Genomic DNA, 16900 nt, shown 5'->3' with positions numbered 1-16900 from the left:
GCTTTCAGGCCTGCGGCACCGCGCACCCGTCGGGGCCGCAGGCCTCCGCGTCACCGTTGTCGATCAGCTTGAGCGGTGAGTGCTCGCCCCACGCCTGGGTCAGTGCCTGGGCGAAGACCTCGGCGGGCTGGGCGCCCGAGACGCCGTACTTGCGGTCGAGGACGAAGAAGGGCACGCCGTTCGCGCCCAGTTCGGCGGCCTCGCGCTCGTCGGCGCGGACGTCGTCGGCGTAGGCGGTGGAGTCGGCCAGTACCTTGCGGGCCTCGTCGGCGTCCAGCCCGACACCGGCGGCGAGTTCGACGAGGCGCTCGTCGTCGCCGAACACGGACCGCTCCTCCGCGAAGTTCGCCTTGTACAGCGCCTGGACCAGCTCGTCCTGGCGGCCCTGCTCCTTGGCGAAGTGGAGGAGGCGGTGCATGTCGAAGGTGTTGCCGTGGTCGCGGTCGTGGGTGCGGTAGTCGAGGCCCTCGGCCGCGGCCTGCGCGCCGAGGTTGTCCTCGCCCGCCTGCGCCTGCGCCTCGCTCATGCCGTACTTCTTGGTGAGCATCTTCAGCACGGGCTGGATGTCGCCCTTGGCGCGGCCCGGATCGAGCTCGAAGGACCGGTGGACGACCTCGACGCCGTCGCGGTGCGGGAAGGCGCCGAGGGCCTTCTCGAAGCGGGCCTTTCCGACATAGCACCAGGGGCACGCTATATCGGACCAGATTTCGACGCGCATCTTCTTCGGCTCTCCAGGACGTGTGCGGTTGACGGAGACTCCCTCCGTTTCCCCCGTGAACGTTCCGCCGACCCGCTTCATTCCCCGGCGAGGGCCAGCCGCATCCCCAGATGGTGATCACCGTCGGACGGATCGGCGACCCAGCCCTGACGGAGGTAGAAGGCCTGCGCCCGTTCGTTGTCGACATGCACGTCGAGTACGGCGGTCCGCCGGGCGTCGGTCCGCCACTGCTCGACGCAGGCCGTGTGCAGGGCCGTGCCGAGGCCGGAGCGCCAGCGGTCGGGGGCGACGTGGAACTGGAAGAGCTTGACCGTGTCCGCGGGGGCGCCGTCCGGGGTGCGGAAGGAGGCGACGGCGACGACACGGCCGTCCTCGACCGCGCACAGCACATGGGCGTCGGGGCGTTCGATGGAGCCCAGCCAGGCGGCGCGCCAGTCGACGTCGGACTGCGGGAGGCCGTCGGGATAGTAGGTCGAGCGGGCGCGGAAGTGCAGGTCGGCGATGGCCTCGGCCTCGGCGGGCAGGACCGTGCGGATCATCAGGGTGTCGGTGGCGCGATCACTCGTCATGCGACCGATGACGCGACCTCCGCCGCTCCGGTTCCCAGGCGGCTGAACTGCGTCCGGTAGGCGCTCGGGGTCAGCCCGGTGCGGCGGACCAGGTGGCCGCGCAGCGAGTCAGCCGTGCCCAGGCCGCAGGCGCGGGCCACCTGGTCCATGGGGAGGGTGGTGGTCTCCAGGAGTTCCTTGGCGCGTTCGACGCGCTGGTGGAGCAGCCACTGCAGGGGGCTCACCCCGCTCTCGGCGTGGAAGCGGCGGGTGAGGGTGCGGACGCTCACGCCCGCGTGCCGGGCCAGGTCGGTGAGGGTGAGCGGCTTGTCGAGGTTGCGCATGGCCCAGCCCCGGGTGTCGGCGCAGGCGGTGCCGCGTTCGGGCGGCAGCGGGGTCTGGGTGAACTGCGTCTGCCCGCCCGGCCGTACGGGTGCGACGAGGGCGAGGCGGGCGACCTCGTTGGCGACGGCGGCGCCGTAGTCGGTGCGGATGATGTGCAGACAGAGGTCGATGCCGGCGGCGTATCCGGAGGCGGTGAGGACCTGGCCGTCCTGGACGTAGAGGACGTCGCCCCTGAGGTCGAGGGCCGGGTAGCGCTCGCGGAGCTCGTCCGCCATTCCCCAGTACGTGGTGGCGCTGCGGCCGTCGAGCAGCCCGGCCTCGGCGAGCAGGAAGGCGCCGCTGCAGATGGAGGCGACGCGTTTGCCCGCGGCGGCGGCCTCGCGGACGGCGGCGACCGCGACCGGGTCGGGTTCGTAGCGCTCGCCGGTGCCCGCGAGCACCACGGTGTCGGCGGTGCGCAGGATGTCGAGGCCCCGGCCCACCTGGAGGTGCAGGCCGCCGGTCGTCACCACCGGGCCGCCGTCCGAGCTGCAGATGGTCACCTCGTAGCCGGGCCCGCCGTCGACCTCGACCTTGGCGAAGAGCATCTCGGGGATGGCCAGGTTGAACATGGAGACGGGGGACGGCGCGACGATCGCGACGCGGTGCGGGGGCCGTTTCCTCGGCATGGCCAGAACCTCCGGCTGTATGGCGTTCCGGCCACTACTCTATGCCGTCGCGGTTCCGCAGCATGGGTACATGCCAACGACCACCACCCAACTCACGCCCCGCACCCGCGATGTGACCCCGCCCTCCCCCGCGCTCACCCTCACCGCCGCTCTCCTCGGCTTCGCGCTCATCACCCTCGACGCGTCCGTGGTGAACGTGGCGCTGCCGTCGATCGGGCAGGCGCTCGGCGGCGGGATGTCGGGCCTGCAGTGGGTGGTGGACGCGTACACGCTCTCCTTCGCCGCCCTGATGCTGTCCACCGGCGCCTTCGCGGACCGGGCCGGGGCGAGCCGGGCGTACGCGATCGGCATCGCCGTGTTCACCGTCGCCTCGGCGGCCTGCGGCCTGGCCCCGAACCTGCCGACGCTGATCGCCGCGCGCGTGGTGCAGGGTGTGGCGGCGGCCGTCGTCCTCCCGGCCTCGCTGTCCCTCGTACGACAGGCCTACCCCGAGCCGGCCAAGAGGGCGCGGGCGGTGGCCACTTGGGCGGCGGGCGGCGCGATCGCGGTGGCCCTCGGCCCGGTCGCCGGCGGTGCGCTGACCACGGTCTGGGACTGGCGCGGCATCTTCTTCATCAACCTGCCCCTGGGCGCGGTGGCACTGGCGCTACTGGTCCGCTCACCACGCTCGGAACGCCGGCCATCGCCACTCGACCTGCCGGGCCAGCTGACGGCGGTGGTGGCGCTCACCGCCGTGACCTTCGCGGTGATCGAGGGCGGCACAACGGGAGTTGTGGCCTCGCTTGTCGCCCTGGTCGCGGGCGCGGTCTTCGTCCGGGTCGAACTCCGCCAAGCACATCCCGTGGTACCGCTCGGCCTGTTCCGCAGTCGTACGGTGTCCGTGGCGGTCGCGGCGGGTGCGGCGTGCAGTGTCGCCTTCTACGGCGTGGTCTTCCTCTTCTCGCTCTTCTTCCAGCAGGTGCAGGGCCGTTCGGCGCTGTACGCCGGGCTGATGTTCCTGCCGATGGCCGGCCTGATCTCGGTGACGAACGTCGTGTCGGGCAAACTGGCCGGCCGCTACGGAGCCCGACTGCCCATGCTGATCGGGCAGTTGCTGGCCACGGCGGGCACCCTCGGCCTGCTCTTCGTCGACGAGCGCACGCCCCCGCTCCTGGTGGCCGTGCTGCTCGTGCCTATGGCCCTCGGCTGCGCCCTGACGGTCCCGCCGCTGACCATCGTGATGATGGACGCGGTACCGGCAGAGCGGGCGGGGCTGGCGGCCGGGGTGCTCAACTCGGCGCGCCAGGTGGCCGGCGGGCTGGGCATCGCCGTGTTCGGAGCACTGGTCTCCGACGGATTCACGACGGGCCTGCGGGAGAGCCTCGCGATCAGCGCGGCCCTCTTCGCGGTGACGGCCTCGCTCAGCTTCCGTCTCTCAGGTCGTCCGGCCAACTCGCCCTGAACTCAAGGTGGTCGTACGTCACGACACACCCCTCCCCCATCGGCGACTGCGTCATGAAGCCGACCAGGGCGGCGTCCGTCTCCTTCTCGTCACCGAGGGTGAAGAGCCGGACGAAGGTCCAGCGCTTGCCGTCGCGGGAGGCGTGGAAGGCGAAGGCACGACCGGTGCGACTGACTCGAAGCCATACCGAACTGCCGTCCACGGTGAAGGAGTTGGCGTCGTCCGAGTGCCCCCGGGTGACCACCGTGCAGACAGTGGGCACATCGGGCGAGTACTCCAAGCACAACTTCGCCCAGGCCCGCTCCCCGACATGGACATAGAGCACCCCGGCATCGAACGACCCCGCGAACCCGACGGTGACACGAGCGATGAGCTGAAAGTCACCGTGCGGCGCCCCGAGCAACCGGGGCGCGTCGGAGGCGGGGTCCAGCGCTTCGCCGGTGGGCGGCACAAACCGGTCCTGTCGGGGCCCTGCCCATCCACTGAGCACACCGTCCTCGTAGGACCAGTGCCCGTCGGGCCCGTAAGTACGGAGGGGGAAGGGTAGTTCGGAGAGTTCCAAGTCCATCAACTAATCATCTCAGGCCAGGGGGAGTGTTTTTCAGGGGCGCGGGGAACTGCGCGACCAGCCACAGCGGAGCGGCACACGCAACGAAACCGCACCCCCAACGGCGCTACCGCTCCAACCGCCCGTCATAACGCCGAGGCAGCCCCAGCGGATTGTCATCCCGAAGCTCCAACGGCAACAGAGCCTCAGGCGTGTTCTGATAAGCCACAGGCCGCAGCCACCGCTCAATAGCCGTACCGCCAACGGAAGTCGACGTAGAAGTCGTAGCCGGGTACGGCCCTCCGTGATGCTGCGCAGGCGCCACCGCAACACCCGTGGGCCACGCGTTCACCAACACCCGCCCGGCGAGCGGCGTGAGTTCGGCCAGAATCTCGGCCCCCCGCCCCTCCCCCGCCGCTTCCTCCGCCGACAGATGAACCGTCGCCGTAAGATTCCCCGGCAGCCGCGACAGCACGGCATTCGCCTGCGCGTCGTCGTCGTAGCGGGCCACCACGGTGACCGGCCCGAAGCACTCTTCGAGCAGCAGGTCGTACGCCCCTTCAGCCGCGAGCTTCTCCGCCGGAACCGTAAGGAACCCCGGGCTCACGGTGTGCTCGCTGCCCGCGCCGGGCGTCACCGGCGAGTCCACATCAGGGAGTTGAGTCCGCTCGGCGACACCGGCGAGGAAGTTGTCCCGCATCCGGTGGTCCAGCAGAACACCGGAGTCCGTGTCACTGACGGCGTCGGTGAGGGACTTGACCAGCCCGTCCCCGGCGGAGCCGGCCGGCACCAGCACCAGCCCCGGCTTCACACAGAACTGGCCGACGCCCAGGGTCATGGACCCGGCGAGCCCCGTGCCGATCGCCTCGGCCCGCTCGGCCGCCGCCGCCTCGGTGATCACGACGGGGTTGAGGGAGCCCAGTTCGCCGTGGAAGGGGATCGGGACGGGACGGGACGCCGCCGCGTCGAAGAGGGCACGACCGCCGCGTACGGAACCGGTGAAGCCGGCCGCCGAGACCAGCGGGTGCTTGACCAGTTCTACGCCCGCCTCGAAGCCGTGCACCAGGCCGAGGACGCCGTCCGGGATGCCCTGCTCGGCGGCCGCCCGGCGCAGCACCTTCGCGACCAGCTCGGACAGGCCGGGGTGGTCGGGGTGGGCCTTGACGACGACCGGGCAGCCCGCCGCCAGCGCGCTCGCGGTGTCGCCGCCGGGGACGGAGAAGGCGAAGGGGAAGTTGGAGGCCGAGTAGACGGCGACGACACCCAGCGGCACCTTGTAGCGGCGCAGGTCCGGGATCGGCGGGGTGGCCGTGTCGTCGGGGTGGTTGATGACGACGTCGAGGAAGGCGCCCTCGTCGACGATGTCCGCGAAGGCGCGCAACTGGTAGCAGGTGCGGGCGAGTTCGCCGTTCAGCCGGACCGGGCCGAGCGCGGTCTCCGCGTCGGCGACCTCGACCAACTGGTTCTTGGCCGCTTCGAGCTGGTCGGCCGCTCCGCGCAGGAAGGCCGCGCGGACCGCGCGGTCGGCGAGGGAACCCCGTGCGGCGTACGCGGCGCGGACGGCGGCGTCCACCTCCTGGGCTGTGGCCTCCACCGCAACCTGTTCGCGCTGCTTCCCGGTTCGGGGGTCGACACTCCAGACTGGTGCTGCTGCCACCGCGGGTCCCTCCACATGTAATGCCGCAGTTCTGGGTCATTCACCAGGCTCGTTCGATATGCTGAACGCTGTCTCTGGTGATGAATATGCTCGTGGAGACGATAACTCAAGGTTCTCGTCGAACGAAGGGGTCAAGGGCGATGTCGGCAGGCGAGACAGGCGGCGGGGCACAGGTCAAGTCCGCGGTGCGGACGGTGGAGCTGCTCGAATACTTCGCGGGCCGGCCCGGTATGCACTCCCTCGCGGCGGTCCAGGAGGCCGTCGGTTATCCCAAGTCCAGCCTCTACATGCTGCTGCGCACACTGGTGGAACTGGGCTGGGTGGAGACGGACGCCACGGGCACGCGCTACGGCATCGGCGTACGGGCACTGCTGGTCGGCACGTCGTACATCGACGGCGACGAGGTGGTCGCGGCGGCCCGCCCCACCCTGGACCGGCTCTCCGACGACACCACGGAGACCATCCACCTCGCCCGCCTCGACGGCACGAACGTGGTCTACCTGGCCACCCGCCAGTCCCAGCACTATCTACGGCCCTTCACCCGCGTCGGCCGCCGCCTCCCGGCGCACTCGACCTCGCTGGGCAAGGCGCTGCTGAGCACCTACTCGGACGAGCAGGTCCGCAAGATGCTCCCGGAGACCCTGCCCGCGCTCACCGAGCACACGATCACCGACCGCGAGAAGCTCATCGAGGAACTCCACCAGGTCCGCGAGCAGGGCTTCGCCGTGGACCGCGAGGAGAACACGCTCGGGCTGCGCTGCTTCGGCGTCGCGATCCCCTACCGCACCCCGGCCCGCGACGCGATCAGCTGCTCGGTGCCGGTGGCGCGGCTGACGCCCGCGCACGAGCAGATGGTGAAGGACGCCCTGTTCGACGCCCGCGACCGGCTCACCCTCGCCACCCGGAGGCTCTGACGCATGGAGCTCCGCATGATGGAGGTACTCATGGAGGTCGCGCTCCGCCCGGTCCACGACAGCGACCTGCCGGTCTTCTTCCGGCAGACGAACGACCCCGAGTCGCTCCGGATGGCCGCCTTCGCGCCCAAGGACCCGGCCGACCGGGACGCCTTCGACGCCCACTGGAAACGCGTCCGCGCATCGTCCGACGTGCTGCGCACGGTCCTGGTGGACGGTGACGTGGTGGGCAGCGCCGCGGTGTACGGCGAACCGGGCGAGCGCGAGGTGACGTACTGGATCGACCGCGCCTACTGGGGCAAGGGCATCGCGACGGCCGCGCTGCGCGACCTGCTGGCCGAGGTGCCCGAACGCCCGTTGCACGCGCGCGTGGCGGCCGACAACGCGGGCTCCCGGCGTGTGCTGGAGAAGTGCGGGTTCCGCGTCACCGGGCACGCCCGGGGGTTCACGAACGCTCGGGGCGAGGAGATCGACGAGCTGATGCTGAAGCTGGGTCCGTGAGCACTCGGTTTCATGAGCACTCGATGAGAAAAGCGGCGTAAGGGAACGATTCCGTCCCGTCCGCTCGTCCTCCATGCGGGATGAACAAGACGATCAGGCGCGCCTCCGTCTTCGCACTGCTCCTGGTGCTCGCCCTCCTGGTGAGGGCGACGTGGGTGCAGTTCTACGACGGCCAGGCGCTCGCGGACGACAAGGACAACCGGCGCAACGCGATCGCGACGTACGCGGACCCGCTCGGGAACATCATCGTGGCCGGGAACGCGATCACCGGCTCGACGCGGACAGGGGACAGCAGCGACCTCGCGTACAAACGCACCTACACGGACGGCAAGCTGTACGCGGCGGTGACGGGCTACGCCTCGCAGAGCTACGCGCCGACGCAGTTGGAGGGGATCTACGCGAACCTCCTCGACGGCACGGACAGTGGCCTGAAGACCGTCATGGACACGGTCACCGGGGAGCGGACGGCCCCGGGCAACGTGGTCACGACGATCGACCCGGACGTGCAGAGGGCCGCGTACGAAGCGCTCGGCGACAAGAAGGGCGCCGCGGTCGCGATCGATCCGACGACCGGCAAGATCCTCGCCGTCGTCTCGACGCCGTCCTACGACCCCTCGTCGCTGACCGACGCGAACACCGCCGCCGCTGCCTGGAAGCAGCTCAACGCCGACCCCGACAAGCCGCTGACCAACCGCGCGCTACGCCAGCCGCTGCCGCCGGGCTCCACGTTCAAGCTGGTCGTGGCGGCAGCCGCCCTGGAGAACGGGCTCTACTCCTCGGTGGACGAGAAGACAACGAGCCCCTCGCCGTACACCCTGCCGGGCACGGTCACTCCGCTGAAGAACGAGAGTTCGTCCGCGCCCTGCACGAACGCCTCGATCCGGGTCGCGCTCCAGTACTCGTGCAACACCGTGTTCGCGAAGATGGCCGTCGACCTGGGACAGGACAAGGTCAAGGCGATGGCCGAGAAGTTCGGCTTCAACGACGACAAGCTGGACATCCCGGTGCGGGCGTACCCGAGCGTCTACCCGTCGAACATGAACCAGTCGTCCACGGCCCTGACGGGCATCGGCCAGTACGACGTGACCGCCACGCCGCTCCAGATGGCCATGGTGTCGGCCGCTATAGCCAACGACGGCAAGCTGGTCTCCCCGCACATGGTGTCGGAGACCACCGACAGCGGCGGCGACGTGGTCCACAACTATGACGACAGCACGACGACGAAGGAGATCGTCAGCTCGCACACCGCCCAGCAGCTCCAGTCGGCGATGCAGACGGTCATCACCGATGGCACTGGCACGAACGCCCAGATCGCGGGCGTGACCGTGGGCGGCAAGACGGGCACGGCCCAGCACGGCGAGAACAACGACCAGTCCCCGTACGCGTGGTTCACGTCCTACGGCAAGTCCGACTCGACCGGCAAGGAGGTCGCGGTGGCGGTGGTGGTCGAGCAGTCGGACGCGGCGAGGTCGGAGATCAGCGGCAACGGCCTGGCGGCCCCGGTGGCCAAGGCGATGATGAAGGCGGCGGTGCAGTAACGCCCTGCTTTTGGTCTTTTGTCCTTAGGGGCGCGGGGCTGTGTCGATTTGCGGCTCCGCCGCGTGGGCGCGACCAGCCACGGCGGACCGCAACTGATCGCGCAGCGTCGCTACTTGACGCCCAGAATCTGCTCCACAGGGTCGATCGCGAAGTACACGAGGAACAGCGCCGACACACCCCACAGCAGCCAGTTGACCTCCTTCGCCTTGCCGAGCACCGCCTTGATCACGACGTAAGAGATGAACCCAGCACCAATACCGTCAGTGATCGAGTACGTGAACGGCATCGCCGCGATGGTCAGGAACGCCGGAATCGCGATCTCGTACTTGTCCCAGTCGATGTGCTTGACATGGGTCATCATCAGGAACCCGACGGCGATCAGCGCAGGCGCGGCGGCCTGCAACGGCACGATCGTCAGCAACGGCGTGAGGAACAGCGCAAGCCCGAACAGCCCACCGGTGATCAGGTTCGAGAACCCCGTACGCGACCCCTCACCGACCCCCGAAGCCGACTCGATATAGGCGGTGTTGGAGGAAGCGGACCCGATTCCGCCGGCGACGGCCGCGGCACCGTCGATGAACAGGACGCGACCGATGTTCGGCACCTGTCCATCGTCGTCCAGGAGACCGGCCTCCGCGCTGATACCCACGATCGTGCCCATGGCGTCGAAGAAGTCCGACAGGATCAGCGTGAAGATCAGCAGGATCACGGTGATCGCGCCGGTCTCGCCGAAGGCCCCGAACAGGCTGAAGTGACCGATGAGCCCGAAGTCGGGCGCGGCCACGATCTTGTCCGGCACCTTGGGGGTCATCAGACCCCAACTCTTGATGTCCGCCGCCGAGTTGATGATGATCGCGAGGACGGTCATCGTGACGATGCTGATCAGGATCGCGCCCTTCACCTTGCGGGCGACCAGCGCGATGGTCAGCAGTACGCCGAGACAGAAGACCAGGACGGGCCAGCCGGTCAGCCGGCCGACGGCGCCGAGCTGCACGGGGACCGTGGTCTGCGCGGCGTCCGGTATACGACTGACGAAGCCGGCGTCGACGAAGCCGATGAACGCGATGAACAGACCGATGCCGACGCCGATGGCCTGCTTGAGCTGTTGCGGGATCGCGTTCATGATCGCCTCGCGCAGTCCGGTGAGGACCAGGACGCAGATCAGGACGCCCTCGATGACGACGAGGCCCATCGCGTCGGGCCAGCTCATCAGCGGCGCCAACTGGAAGGCGACGACGGCGTTGAGGCCGAGTCCCGCGGCGATGGCGAGGGGCAGATTGCCGCCGACGCCCATGATGACCGTCATCACGCAGGCCACCAGGGCGGTGGCGGTGACCAGTTGGCCGGTGTCGAGCGAGTGCCCGAACTTGTCCTTGGCGCTGCCCAGGATGATCGGGTTCAGGACGAGGATGTAGGCCATCGTGAAGAACGTGGCGAAGCCGCCGCGTATCTCACGGCCGAAGGTGGATCCCCGTTCGGAGATCTTGAAGTACCGGTCGACGCTGTTCGCCGCCGGTGGTTCGGCACTTGGCCGGTCAGCCACCTTCTGTGACTCGGACATGCGGGTACTCCTCGTTGCCTCAGTGATCGGTGCGCGGATGCTGGCTGGATTGTTCCCGCGTTGAACCTGTTTCAGGTTTTCCCCGTGTTACGGAATCAGGGTCGACGCGCCAGTCTGTGGTCGACCTGCCAGACGGCGTTCGAAGGCCTGTACCAATCCAGCCAGTTGATCACTGCTACGCTTCCGGATCTCGTCGGGGTCACCCCCGAATGATCACGTGTCATCTACATGACACACACACCACGCAGCGAGGAGAGGTCCGCCGTGGGCACAGTCGTCGACGACGCCGCCTCCGTGGAGTTCCACGCCTTCTTCGAACGCCACTACGCCGAACTGTCGCGCCTCGCCCACCTGTTGACGGGCGAGGCGGACGCAGCCGACGATCTCGCGGCCGACGCGCTGCTCGCGCTCTGGCACCGCTGGGACCGGGTGCGCGCCGCCGACCATCCCGCTGCCTACGCCCGTGGAGTCGTCGCCAATCTGGCCCGCACCCGGATCCGCAGCGCCGTGCGCGAGCGGCGGCGGGTCGCCCTGTTCTGGTCGCAGCGCGAGGAGAAGACCGAGAACCCGGACGTGGCCGGCGTGGTCGACGTCCAAGAGGCCCTGCGCAGGCTGCCGTTCCGCAAGCGGGCCTGTGTGGTGCTGCGGCACGCGTTCGATCTGTCGGAGAAGGACACCGCGCTCGCCCTCGGTGTTTCCGTCGGTACGGTCAAGAGCCAGACGTCGAAGGGCATGGCCGAGTTGCAGCGCCTGCTCGGCCCGCAGAGCCCTCCGCTGCGGATGCACGCGGCGATGGCGCGCGGCGGCGAGACCGGAGGGAGGAACCGATGAGGCACCAGGACGTCCACGACGACGAGCTGAGCGCCCGGCTGCACGAGGCGGCCGAGGCCCACGAGCCCGACCGGGCGCGCATCCTGGCGCGGCTCGAACGCGGCATGGCCGCGCAGTCGCGTCCCGACCACCGGGCCACCCGACCGCCCGTGTTCGGCTGGGTGCGGGTCGTCAGCGCGACGGCAGCGGTGGCGAGCGTCCTCGCGATCGGCGGCTACGCGGTGGCGTCCGCGGTGAAGGGCGGCTCCCCCGCCGAGCAGACTGTGTCCGTCTCGCCGACTCCGACCCCCACGCCGTCGCCGGACGCGACGAGCCGTACCCCGATCAAGCCGGTTGCCCCGAAGCCGAGTTCGGGTTCCGGCGCCTCGCACAGCTCATCCGAGGCGAGTGCCTCCCCGACGAAGTCCGCGACCGCCTCGCCCTCCACACCCGTGCTGCCGCCGGCCTCCGGTACCCAGGACGGACCGCTGTGGTCGGACGGCTCGATCGACCCGGGCAGCAACGACTTCTGGGCGCAGAGCGACGTCACCCTGAAGACGAGCAAGCAACTCACCGCGCTCACCGTCCAGTTGAAGGTCAAGCTGACCGGCGGGGTCACCTCCGCGGGCGCCTGGCGCTCGCTGCCCGAGCAGGACTTCACGCAGACGGTGACGGAGCAGGACGGGTTCCTGGTCTACACCTGGGTGCTCAAGGAGGGCCGTACGGTCGCGGTCGGCGAGTGGGTCTTCGCCGGGCAGTACGAGCATGAGCGCGGCGGCCGGGACGCCAAGGACGACAGCTATTCGGCGGCGGGCACGGCGGCCGGCCAACAGCTGTCCGTGAAGGGCGACTTCGCGGCGCAGAAGTCGTAGCCTCCGGTCGCGGAAAATTCTTCGGGCGGGCGGCAACCCTTTCTCCATCTGTGACGACCAGGAAGCGCAAGGTTCCTCTCGCACGAGGTCACACGGAGCAAGTCGCTTGAGCACGCACAAGAAGCACCTCACCCGCAGACGGGTGCTCGGGGCCTCCGCGATCGGTGTCGCCGCCACCGGCGCGGCCGTCGCGGGCGGCACCGGCCTCCTCTCGTCCGCCTCCGCCGCAGCCTTCGGATACACCGACGACGGCTCCAACTACGTAATAACCACGGGCGCTTCACTCGTCCTCAAGATCTCCAAGTCGACCGGCGACATCACGTCCCTCGCCTACAAGGGCAAGGAGTACGAGGGCTACGGCGGCAAGCACTCGCACGTCGAGTCCGGGCTCGGCGCCTCCACGGTCACCATCAAGCAGTCCGGGTCGACGATCCTGGTGAAGGTCGCGCACGGGGCGATCACCCAGTGGTACGCGGCCCGCAGCGGCGAGAACAACGTCTACCTGTGGACGAACAAGGCGGACGCCTCCTTCACCGCGACCCGCTACATCGTGCGGGTGAAGCCGGGGCTGTTCCCCAACTCTGCTTCAGACGCGTGGGATTCGACCACGGACACGATCATCGAGGCGGGTGACGTCTGGAAGCACCCCGACGGCACCACCCGCTCCAAGCACTACTCGGGCAAGCGGACCATCGACTACGACCACGTCGGCTTCACGACGGGCTCGGTCGGCCTGTGGGTCGTCCGCTCCAACCACGAGAAAGCGTCCGGCGGCCCGTTCTACCGCTCGCTGCTGCGCCACTCGAACGAGGGCGGGGCCGGGCTGTACGAGATCCTGCACTACAACGAGGCCCAGACGGAGCCCGAACGCTTCGGTCTCCAGGGCCCGTTCGTGGTCGCCTTCACGGACGGCGGGACCCCCTCGTCCTCCCTCTTCGCGGCGAACCTCGACACGTCGTGGGTGGACTCACTGGGCATCACGGGCTGGGTGGGCAAGGCGGGGCGGGGGAAGGTGGCGGGGGTCGGCCTGAAGGGCATGGATGCCAAGTACCCCTACACGGTGGGCTTTTCCAACACGGACGCGCAGTACTGGGCGAAGGCCGCGGCCGGCACCGGCGCCTTCTCCTGCAAGGGGATGCTGCCGGGGACGTACACACTGACCGTCTTCAAGGGCGAACTCGCCGTGCACACACAGTCGGTGACGGTGGCGGCGGGCGGTACGACGTCGTTGCACACCCTGACGATCACGGGTGACCCGTCCACCGCGGCGGCGGTGTGGCGCCTGGGCAACTGGGATGGCACACCGGGGGAGTTCAAGAACGCGGAGCTGATGACGTACGCGCATCCGTCCGACGCGCGGGCGGCGAAGTGGACGGGGAACGTCACGATCGGGAGCGGGAGCGAGGCCGCGTCCTTCCCGGCGTACATCTGGAAGGACGTGAACGACGGCGTCCTGATCTACTTCAAACTGACGCCGGCGCAGGCAGCGGTAGCGCACACACTGCGGGTGGGTGTCACAACGGCGTACATCAACGCCCGCCCCCAAGTCACCGTGAACGACTGGGTCTCCGCCATCCCCACGCCTCCCACGCAGCCCTCGACGCGCGATCTCACCACAGGTTCGTACCGCGGAAACAACCACACGTTCGTTTTCAACGTCCCTTCCAGTGCGTGGAGTTCAGACGCGACGCAGTACAACGTCCTGAAGATCAACGCCGTCAGTGGTTCGACAGGCTCGGGCTTCCTCAGCCCGGGCACGTCGTTCGACTGCATTGACCTGCTGATCTGAGCCCCCCTCGGTCAGCAGAGCGACGCCCCTGCCGGTGACGACCGGCGGGGGCGTCGTCCATCCGGCGGCTCGGGAGAAACCCAGCCGCTCGTGCGCCGTATGTGCAGGTGGCTGTCACGGAGGAAGGCGGGCGGCTGCGAAGGTGTCGAAGGCCGGGTCGGTGACTGCGTCCAGGGCGCGGGGTGCCACTCCCCGTCCGCGAGCGGGCGAGGCGGTCCAGTAGCCCACCTCGGCGGCCGACTTGCCGGGGCTGACGTCCTTGAGAACCACATTGCGCACCAACTGCTCCCGAACTGAGCCAGGTTGGGCCCCAAGCACGGCGAACCCGAACCGCTCCCCCGCTACCCAACCCCGCTCCTGGTCCCGCACTCACCGCGCCCCGTCAACCTCGTTGTCGACGACGGAAGTTATCGACTGACGCAGGACGGGATCCTGGCCCGCGTCGACCAGCGCGGGAACGTCCGCGATGCGCCAGGGGCGGAGAGCGAGAGCGGGGACGGTCGGGGTCGCGGCCACGTGAAGTACGACGGGAGCAATCATGAACTGATTATGGGTAGCGGCGATTTCACCCTGCCGCACCTCGCACCTCGGGTCTCGCGACTGCCCAGACATCATCGCGCTGTCCGGACGCGCAGAGCCTGAACGGACCAATCGAGCACCGGAGCCAGACTCTCCGGGGCGGGCCAGCCGTTGACCACCGCGAGCAACTGGAGATACCGCTCCCGGCGGGGGTCGTTCACGCTCTCCAGCCGAGTCGCCAGCCGGCGCCGAAGCTCGATGTCGTCGGGGCAGCCGAGGAAGTCCGCGTAGTACACCGCAACCGCCGCGACGAACGGATCGGCCTGAGGCGAGACCGGGTCGATACCGGCGGCGAGAGCCGGCCCGGCCTGCTCACGCACGGCTGCGGCGATATCGCGGCGCGGGACCGTCGTATCGCCTCGGGCCTGCTCGGCGGCCTGGTCCTCGGCCAACTGCCGCACGGAGGTGCGGAATTCAGGGTCAAGGGACAGTTCGGCCAACTCCACCCACGCCTGGACCTGTTCCGCATCCGGGTTGTCGGGCAGCTCAGGGGTCATCGATCGCCTGACCCCGGCGAACGCGGGGGCGGCGGCGACAAGGCCACCGAAGACTGCGTCGAGGAACTCGCCGACCAGACGTCGGCGTTCGTCCTCGGAGAGCTGGGCCAGCCGGTGCATGAGTTCCGTCTCCTCAGGTGTCGACCCAAGCTCGGCCACCGCCGTCAGCACCGCTTGCCGCAGACGCAGAACACGGATCTGCACGGCCAGCGCTTCGGCGTGCGCCGCGGCGACCTCGGGAAGCGACAGCTCACGGTCCACGACCTTCCGGATCGTGGAGAGGTCAAGTCCTAGCCTCGCCGTTTCAGTCGGCTCGAGTGGGCCGAACTGGTCTCAATGGCCGTGGCTGTTGGCTGTTTCTCATCCGGTGGGCATGGCTGGGGCCCGGCGCGTGGTCGGGTGCTCCAGGTCCTCGTGTAGTGGGCGGTCAGGGAGGATGCCACTGGTCAGGTGGCCGGTCTCGACAGGGCCGCGAGGCAGGCGAAAGCGTTCGCCAGCTCGTGCCGCCATGGCCAGGTGGCGGCGATCTTCAGGTGGAGGCGGCGGCCTCCGCGGGTGAGGCGGGCGGCTGCGTGCAGCAGCTGGTAGCGGAGCTTCTTGGGCTCGGCACCGGCGAGTTCGCCGTGCAGGAGCAGGGTGCGGGTCCAGGCGAGCAGGTCGATCGCGGTCAGGGACAGCTCCAGCCAGGCCGCGTTGATCTGGAAGTGGCGGGAGGGGAAGCGGCCGAAGCCGGTGGTCTTGCCGCAGCGGATGCGGTCCTCGACCCGGGCGTGTGCGCGGTGGCGGACCTCCAGATGCTGCACGGAGCCCTCGCCGTAGGGGGTGTCGGTGAGGAAGACCTGGTGGCGCATGCCTTCATCGAGGTCGAACAGGGAGAGCTGGGCACCGGGGTGCGGTCGCTCGCGGCGGACGATGATACGGGTGCCGTCGGGATATCCGATCAGGTCGACGATGCCGGTCAGTTCGGCGACCTCGGCCGTGCCGCGCAGGGATCCGTCCTGTTCCAGGGCCGGGTGCCAGACCTGCCGGGGCAGGGCCCGGATCGCGCGGCGGACCGGTTCAGTGACGGGGTGTCCGACGGAGAAGCGTGTTTGGATGCCCTGTCGGCGCAGGTTGCGCAGGTGGGCCAGGAACGCTTTGGCGCCGCCTGCGCTGTCGGCGCGGATGAGGATGTCGTTGCCGTGGCGATGGGCATCGGGGATCTGGGCGAGGGCGGCGTCCAGGACGGTGATGTGGTCGGCTGCGGTGTTCGCGCCGGCGTTGCCCGGCCGTAGCAGGCCGGCCAGAGCCTCGCCGGTGTTGTCAAGGAAGCACAGCAGCGGATGGAAGCCGAAGCCGTGTTTGTAGGTGGCGGCTGCCTGTTCCTTCTCGGAGTGGCAGGCGACGAGGGTGGCGTCGAGGTCCAGGACCAGGCCGGGCAGGTCGCGTCCGCCCGCGAGGGAGACCGGTATCCCGCGCTGGGTCTCGGCGGCCTGCAGCCATGCGGTCTCCCGGGCGGCGGCGCGGGCCGTGCGCAGTGCCGCGAGTGTGGTGGTGTCGATGTCGGCCAGGACGCGCCAGGCGGTGGGGGTGGAGGCCACCGGGCCGAACACCTCGCGCTGGTCGCGCAGGAGGGTCAGGTCGGCTATCGCTTCACCGCCGTCGGCGAGCGTCACCGCCAGGTCCACCGCCACCCTGCCTGGGTCGTGGCCGGTGCCGCGCGGCCGCAACCGGTGCAGCGCGTTGGACAAGGAGCCGGTCAGGCCCGTGGCGTCGGCGAGATCGGCCAGCAGGCGGGATCCCGCGTGGCTGACCACTCCGCGACCGTCGGCCGAGACGACAAGCTTGGGACGCGACCCGGTAGTGTTCACGCAGAAAGTGCCTTCCTGCTGTGGTGACAGAAGCCCTGGACAAGCCTCATCATCCCAGCTCAGA

Annotated in this window: 16 protein-coding genes and 1 pseudogene; 7 read left to right on the top strand and 10 right to left on the bottom strand. The window is 69.4% G+C overall.

The window, feature by feature from the left end:
• Positions 1-4: 4 nt before the first annotated feature.
• The 3 genes from OH768_RS39945 to OH768_RS39935 all read right to left on the bottom strand — a co-directional run bounded on the left by OH768_RS39945 (position 5) and on the right by OH768_RS39935 (position 2279).
• Complete coding sequence (locus OH768_RS39945) at positions 5-718, bottom strand: DsbA family oxidoreductase (RefSeq protein WP_406461178.1); 714 nt, start codon at positions 716-718, stop codon at positions 5-7.
• A gap of 77 nt (positions 719-795) precedes the next feature.
• Entirely contained in the window at positions 796-1287 is a 492-nt protein-coding gene (locus OH768_RS39940; protein ID WP_406461176.1) for a GNAT family N-acetyltransferase, read from the bottom strand.
• Positions 1284-2279: a GlxA family transcriptional regulator gene (locus OH768_RS39935; RefSeq protein WP_406461174.1), complete on the bottom strand. Its 996-nt coding sequence runs from the start codon at positions 2277-2279 to the stop codon at positions 1284-1286. The genes OH768_RS39940 and OH768_RS39935 overlap by 4 nt, the downstream gene beginning before the upstream one ends.
• A 70-nt stretch (positions 2280-2349) precedes the next feature.
• On the opposite strand from OH768_RS39935, the gene OH768_RS39930 reads away from it, so the two are divergent.
• Entirely contained in the window at positions 2350-3720 is a 1371-nt protein-coding gene (locus tag OH768_RS39930; protein WP_406461172.1) for an MFS transporter, read from the top strand.
• On the opposite strand, the gene OH768_RS39925 is transcribed toward OH768_RS39930, so the two are convergent.
• Together OH768_RS39925 and OH768_RS39920 are read right to left on the bottom strand one after the other, a co-directional pair.
• The gene (locus tag OH768_RS39925) at positions 3680-4288 is read right to left on the bottom strand and encodes a DUF1349 domain-containing protein (RefSeq protein ID WP_406461170.1); all 609 of its coding nucleotides are present in this window, start codon (positions 4286-4288) and stop codon (positions 3680-3682) included. The two genes, OH768_RS39930 and OH768_RS39925, sit on opposite strands and share 41 nt — an antisense overlap.
• A gap of 106 nt (positions 4289-4394) precedes the next feature.
• A complete protein-coding gene (locus tag OH768_RS39920) occupies positions 4395-5924 on the bottom strand; it encodes an aldehyde dehydrogenase (NADP(+)) (protein ID WP_406461169.1) in 1530 nt (509 codons plus the stop codon).
• 140 nt (positions 5925-6064) lie between these two features.
• Between OH768_RS39920 and OH768_RS39915 the strand changes: the two genes are divergently transcribed.
• The 3 genes from OH768_RS39915 to OH768_RS39905 all read left to right on the top strand — a co-directional run bounded on the left by OH768_RS39915 (position 6065) and on the right by OH768_RS39905 (position 8877).
• Positions 6065-6838: an IclR family transcriptional regulator gene (locus tag OH768_RS39915; RefSeq protein WP_019067473.1), complete on the top strand. Its 774-nt coding sequence runs from the start codon at positions 6065-6067 to the stop codon at positions 6836-6838.
• Positions 6839-6868: 30 nt separating this feature from the next.
• Complete coding sequence (locus tag OH768_RS39910) at positions 6869-7339, top strand: GNAT family N-acetyltransferase (RefSeq protein WP_406465646.1); 471 nt, start codon at positions 6869-6871, stop codon at positions 7337-7339.
• Positions 7340-7419: 80 nt separating this feature from the next.
• Entirely contained in the window at positions 7420-8877 is a 1458-nt protein-coding gene (locus tag OH768_RS39905; protein ID WP_406461167.1) for a peptidoglycan D,D-transpeptidase FtsI family protein, read from the top strand.
• A gap of 110 nt (positions 8878-8987) precedes the next feature.
• Here the strand turns inward: OH768_RS39905 and OH768_RS39900 are convergent, their stop codons facing one another.
• Positions 8988-10439 (bottom strand): NCS2 family permease, encoded by a 1452-nt coding sequence (locus OH768_RS39900; protein WP_406461165.1) that lies wholly within the window; start codon positions 10437-10439, stop codon positions 8988-8990.
• Positions 10440-10703: 264 nt separating this feature from the next.
• Between OH768_RS39900 and OH768_RS39895 the strand changes: the two genes are divergently transcribed.
• The 3 genes from OH768_RS39895 to OH768_RS39885 all read left to right on the top strand — a co-directional run bounded on the left by OH768_RS39895 (position 10704) and on the right by OH768_RS39885 (position 13910).
• The gene (locus tag OH768_RS39895) at positions 10704-11270 is read left to right on the top strand and encodes a SigE family RNA polymerase sigma factor (protein WP_362978848.1); all 567 of its coding nucleotides are present in this window, start codon (positions 10704-10706) and stop codon (positions 11268-11270) included.
• Complete coding sequence (locus OH768_RS39890; protein ID WP_406461163.1) at positions 11267-12121, top strand: hypothetical protein; 855 nt, start codon at positions 11267-11269, stop codon at positions 12119-12121. Before OH768_RS39895 ends, OH768_RS39890 begins: the two co-directional genes overlap by 4 nt.
• 106 nt (positions 12122-12227) lie before the next feature.
• Complete coding sequence (locus tag OH768_RS39885; RefSeq protein ID WP_406461161.1) at positions 12228-13910, top strand: rhamnogalacturonan lyase B N-terminal domain-containing protein; 1683 nt, start codon at positions 12228-12230, stop codon at positions 13908-13910.
• A 114-nt stretch (positions 13911-14024) separates the two neighbouring features.
• Here the strand turns inward: OH768_RS39885 and OH768_RS39880 are convergent, their stop codons facing one another.
• The 4 genes and pseudogenes from OH768_RS39880 to OH768_RS39865 form a co-directional block, all read right to left on the bottom strand.
• Positions 14025-14189, bottom strand: a complete 165-nt coding sequence (locus OH768_RS39880; RefSeq protein WP_406461159.1) for a GNAT family N-acetyltransferase — start codon at positions 14187-14189, stop codon at positions 14025-14027.
• Between the two features lie 90 nt (positions 14190-14279).
• On the bottom strand, positions 14280-14450 hold the full coding sequence (locus tag OH768_RS39875; protein WP_406461157.1) for a hypothetical protein: 171 nt from the start codon (positions 14448-14450) through the stop codon (positions 14280-14282).
• A 71-nt stretch (positions 14451-14521) separates the two neighbouring features.
• Positions 14522-15289: pseudogene (locus OH768_RS39870) on the bottom strand (MerR family transcriptional regulator); the annotation flags it as partial.
• Between the two features lie 143 nt (positions 15290-15432).
• Positions 15433-16866, bottom strand: a complete 1434-nt coding sequence (locus OH768_RS39865; RefSeq protein ID WP_406465644.1) for an IS1380 family transposase — start codon at positions 16864-16866, stop codon at positions 15433-15435.
• Positions 16867-16900 lie beyond the last annotated feature (34 nt).

This window comes from Streptomyces sp. NBC_01622, from assembly GCF_045209635.1.
In the GTDB taxonomy this organism is placed as follows: domain Bacteria; phylum Actinomycetota; class Actinomycetes; order Streptomycetales; family Streptomycetaceae; genus Streptomyces.
Note: the sequence above shows the minus strand (reverse complement) of the source record. Positions and strands in the feature narration are given on the sequence as shown.

Bases quoted from the DNA above. Each gene is read 5' to 3' on its own strand.
- OH768_RS39945 (WP_406461178.1), bottom strand. From the start codon at position 718: ATGCGCGTCGAAATCTGGTCCGATATAGCGTGCCCCTGGTGCTATGTC.
- OH768_RS39940 (WP_406461176.1), bottom strand. From the start codon at position 1,287: ATGACGAGTGATCGCGCCACCGACACCCTGATGATCCGCACGGTCCTG.
- OH768_RS39935 (WP_406461174.1), bottom strand. From the start codon at position 2,279: ATGCCGAGGAAACGGCCCCCGCACCGCGTCGCGATCGTCGCGCCGTCC.
- OH768_RS39930 (WP_406461172.1), top strand. From the start codon at position 2,350: ATGCCAACGACCACCACCCAACTCACGCCCCGCACCCGCGATGTGACC.
- OH768_RS39925 (WP_406461170.1), bottom strand. From the start codon at position 4,288: ATGGACTTGGAACTCTCCGAACTACCCTTCCCCCTCCGTACTTACGGG.
- OH768_RS39915 (WP_019067473.1), top strand. From the start codon at position 6,065: ATGTCGGCAGGCGAGACAGGCGGCGGGGCACAGGTCAAGTCCGCGGTG.
- OH768_RS39910 (WP_406465646.1), top strand. From the start codon at position 6,869: ATGGAGGTCGCGCTCCGCCCGGTCCACGACAGCGACCTGCCGGTCTTC.
- OH768_RS39905 (WP_406461167.1), top strand. From the start codon at position 7,420: ATGAACAAGACGATCAGGCGCGCCTCCGTCTTCGCACTGCTCCTGGTG.
- OH768_RS39900 (WP_406461165.1), bottom strand. From the start codon at position 10,439: ATGTCCGAGTCACAGAAGGTGGCTGACCGGCCAAGTGCCGAACCACCG.
- OH768_RS39890 (WP_406461163.1), top strand. From the start codon at position 11,267: ATGAGGCACCAGGACGTCCACGACGACGAGCTGAGCGCCCGGCTGCAC.
- OH768_RS39875 (WP_406461157.1), bottom strand. From the start codon at position 14,450: ATGATTGCTCCCGTCGTACTTCACGTGGCCGCGACCCCGACCGTCCCC.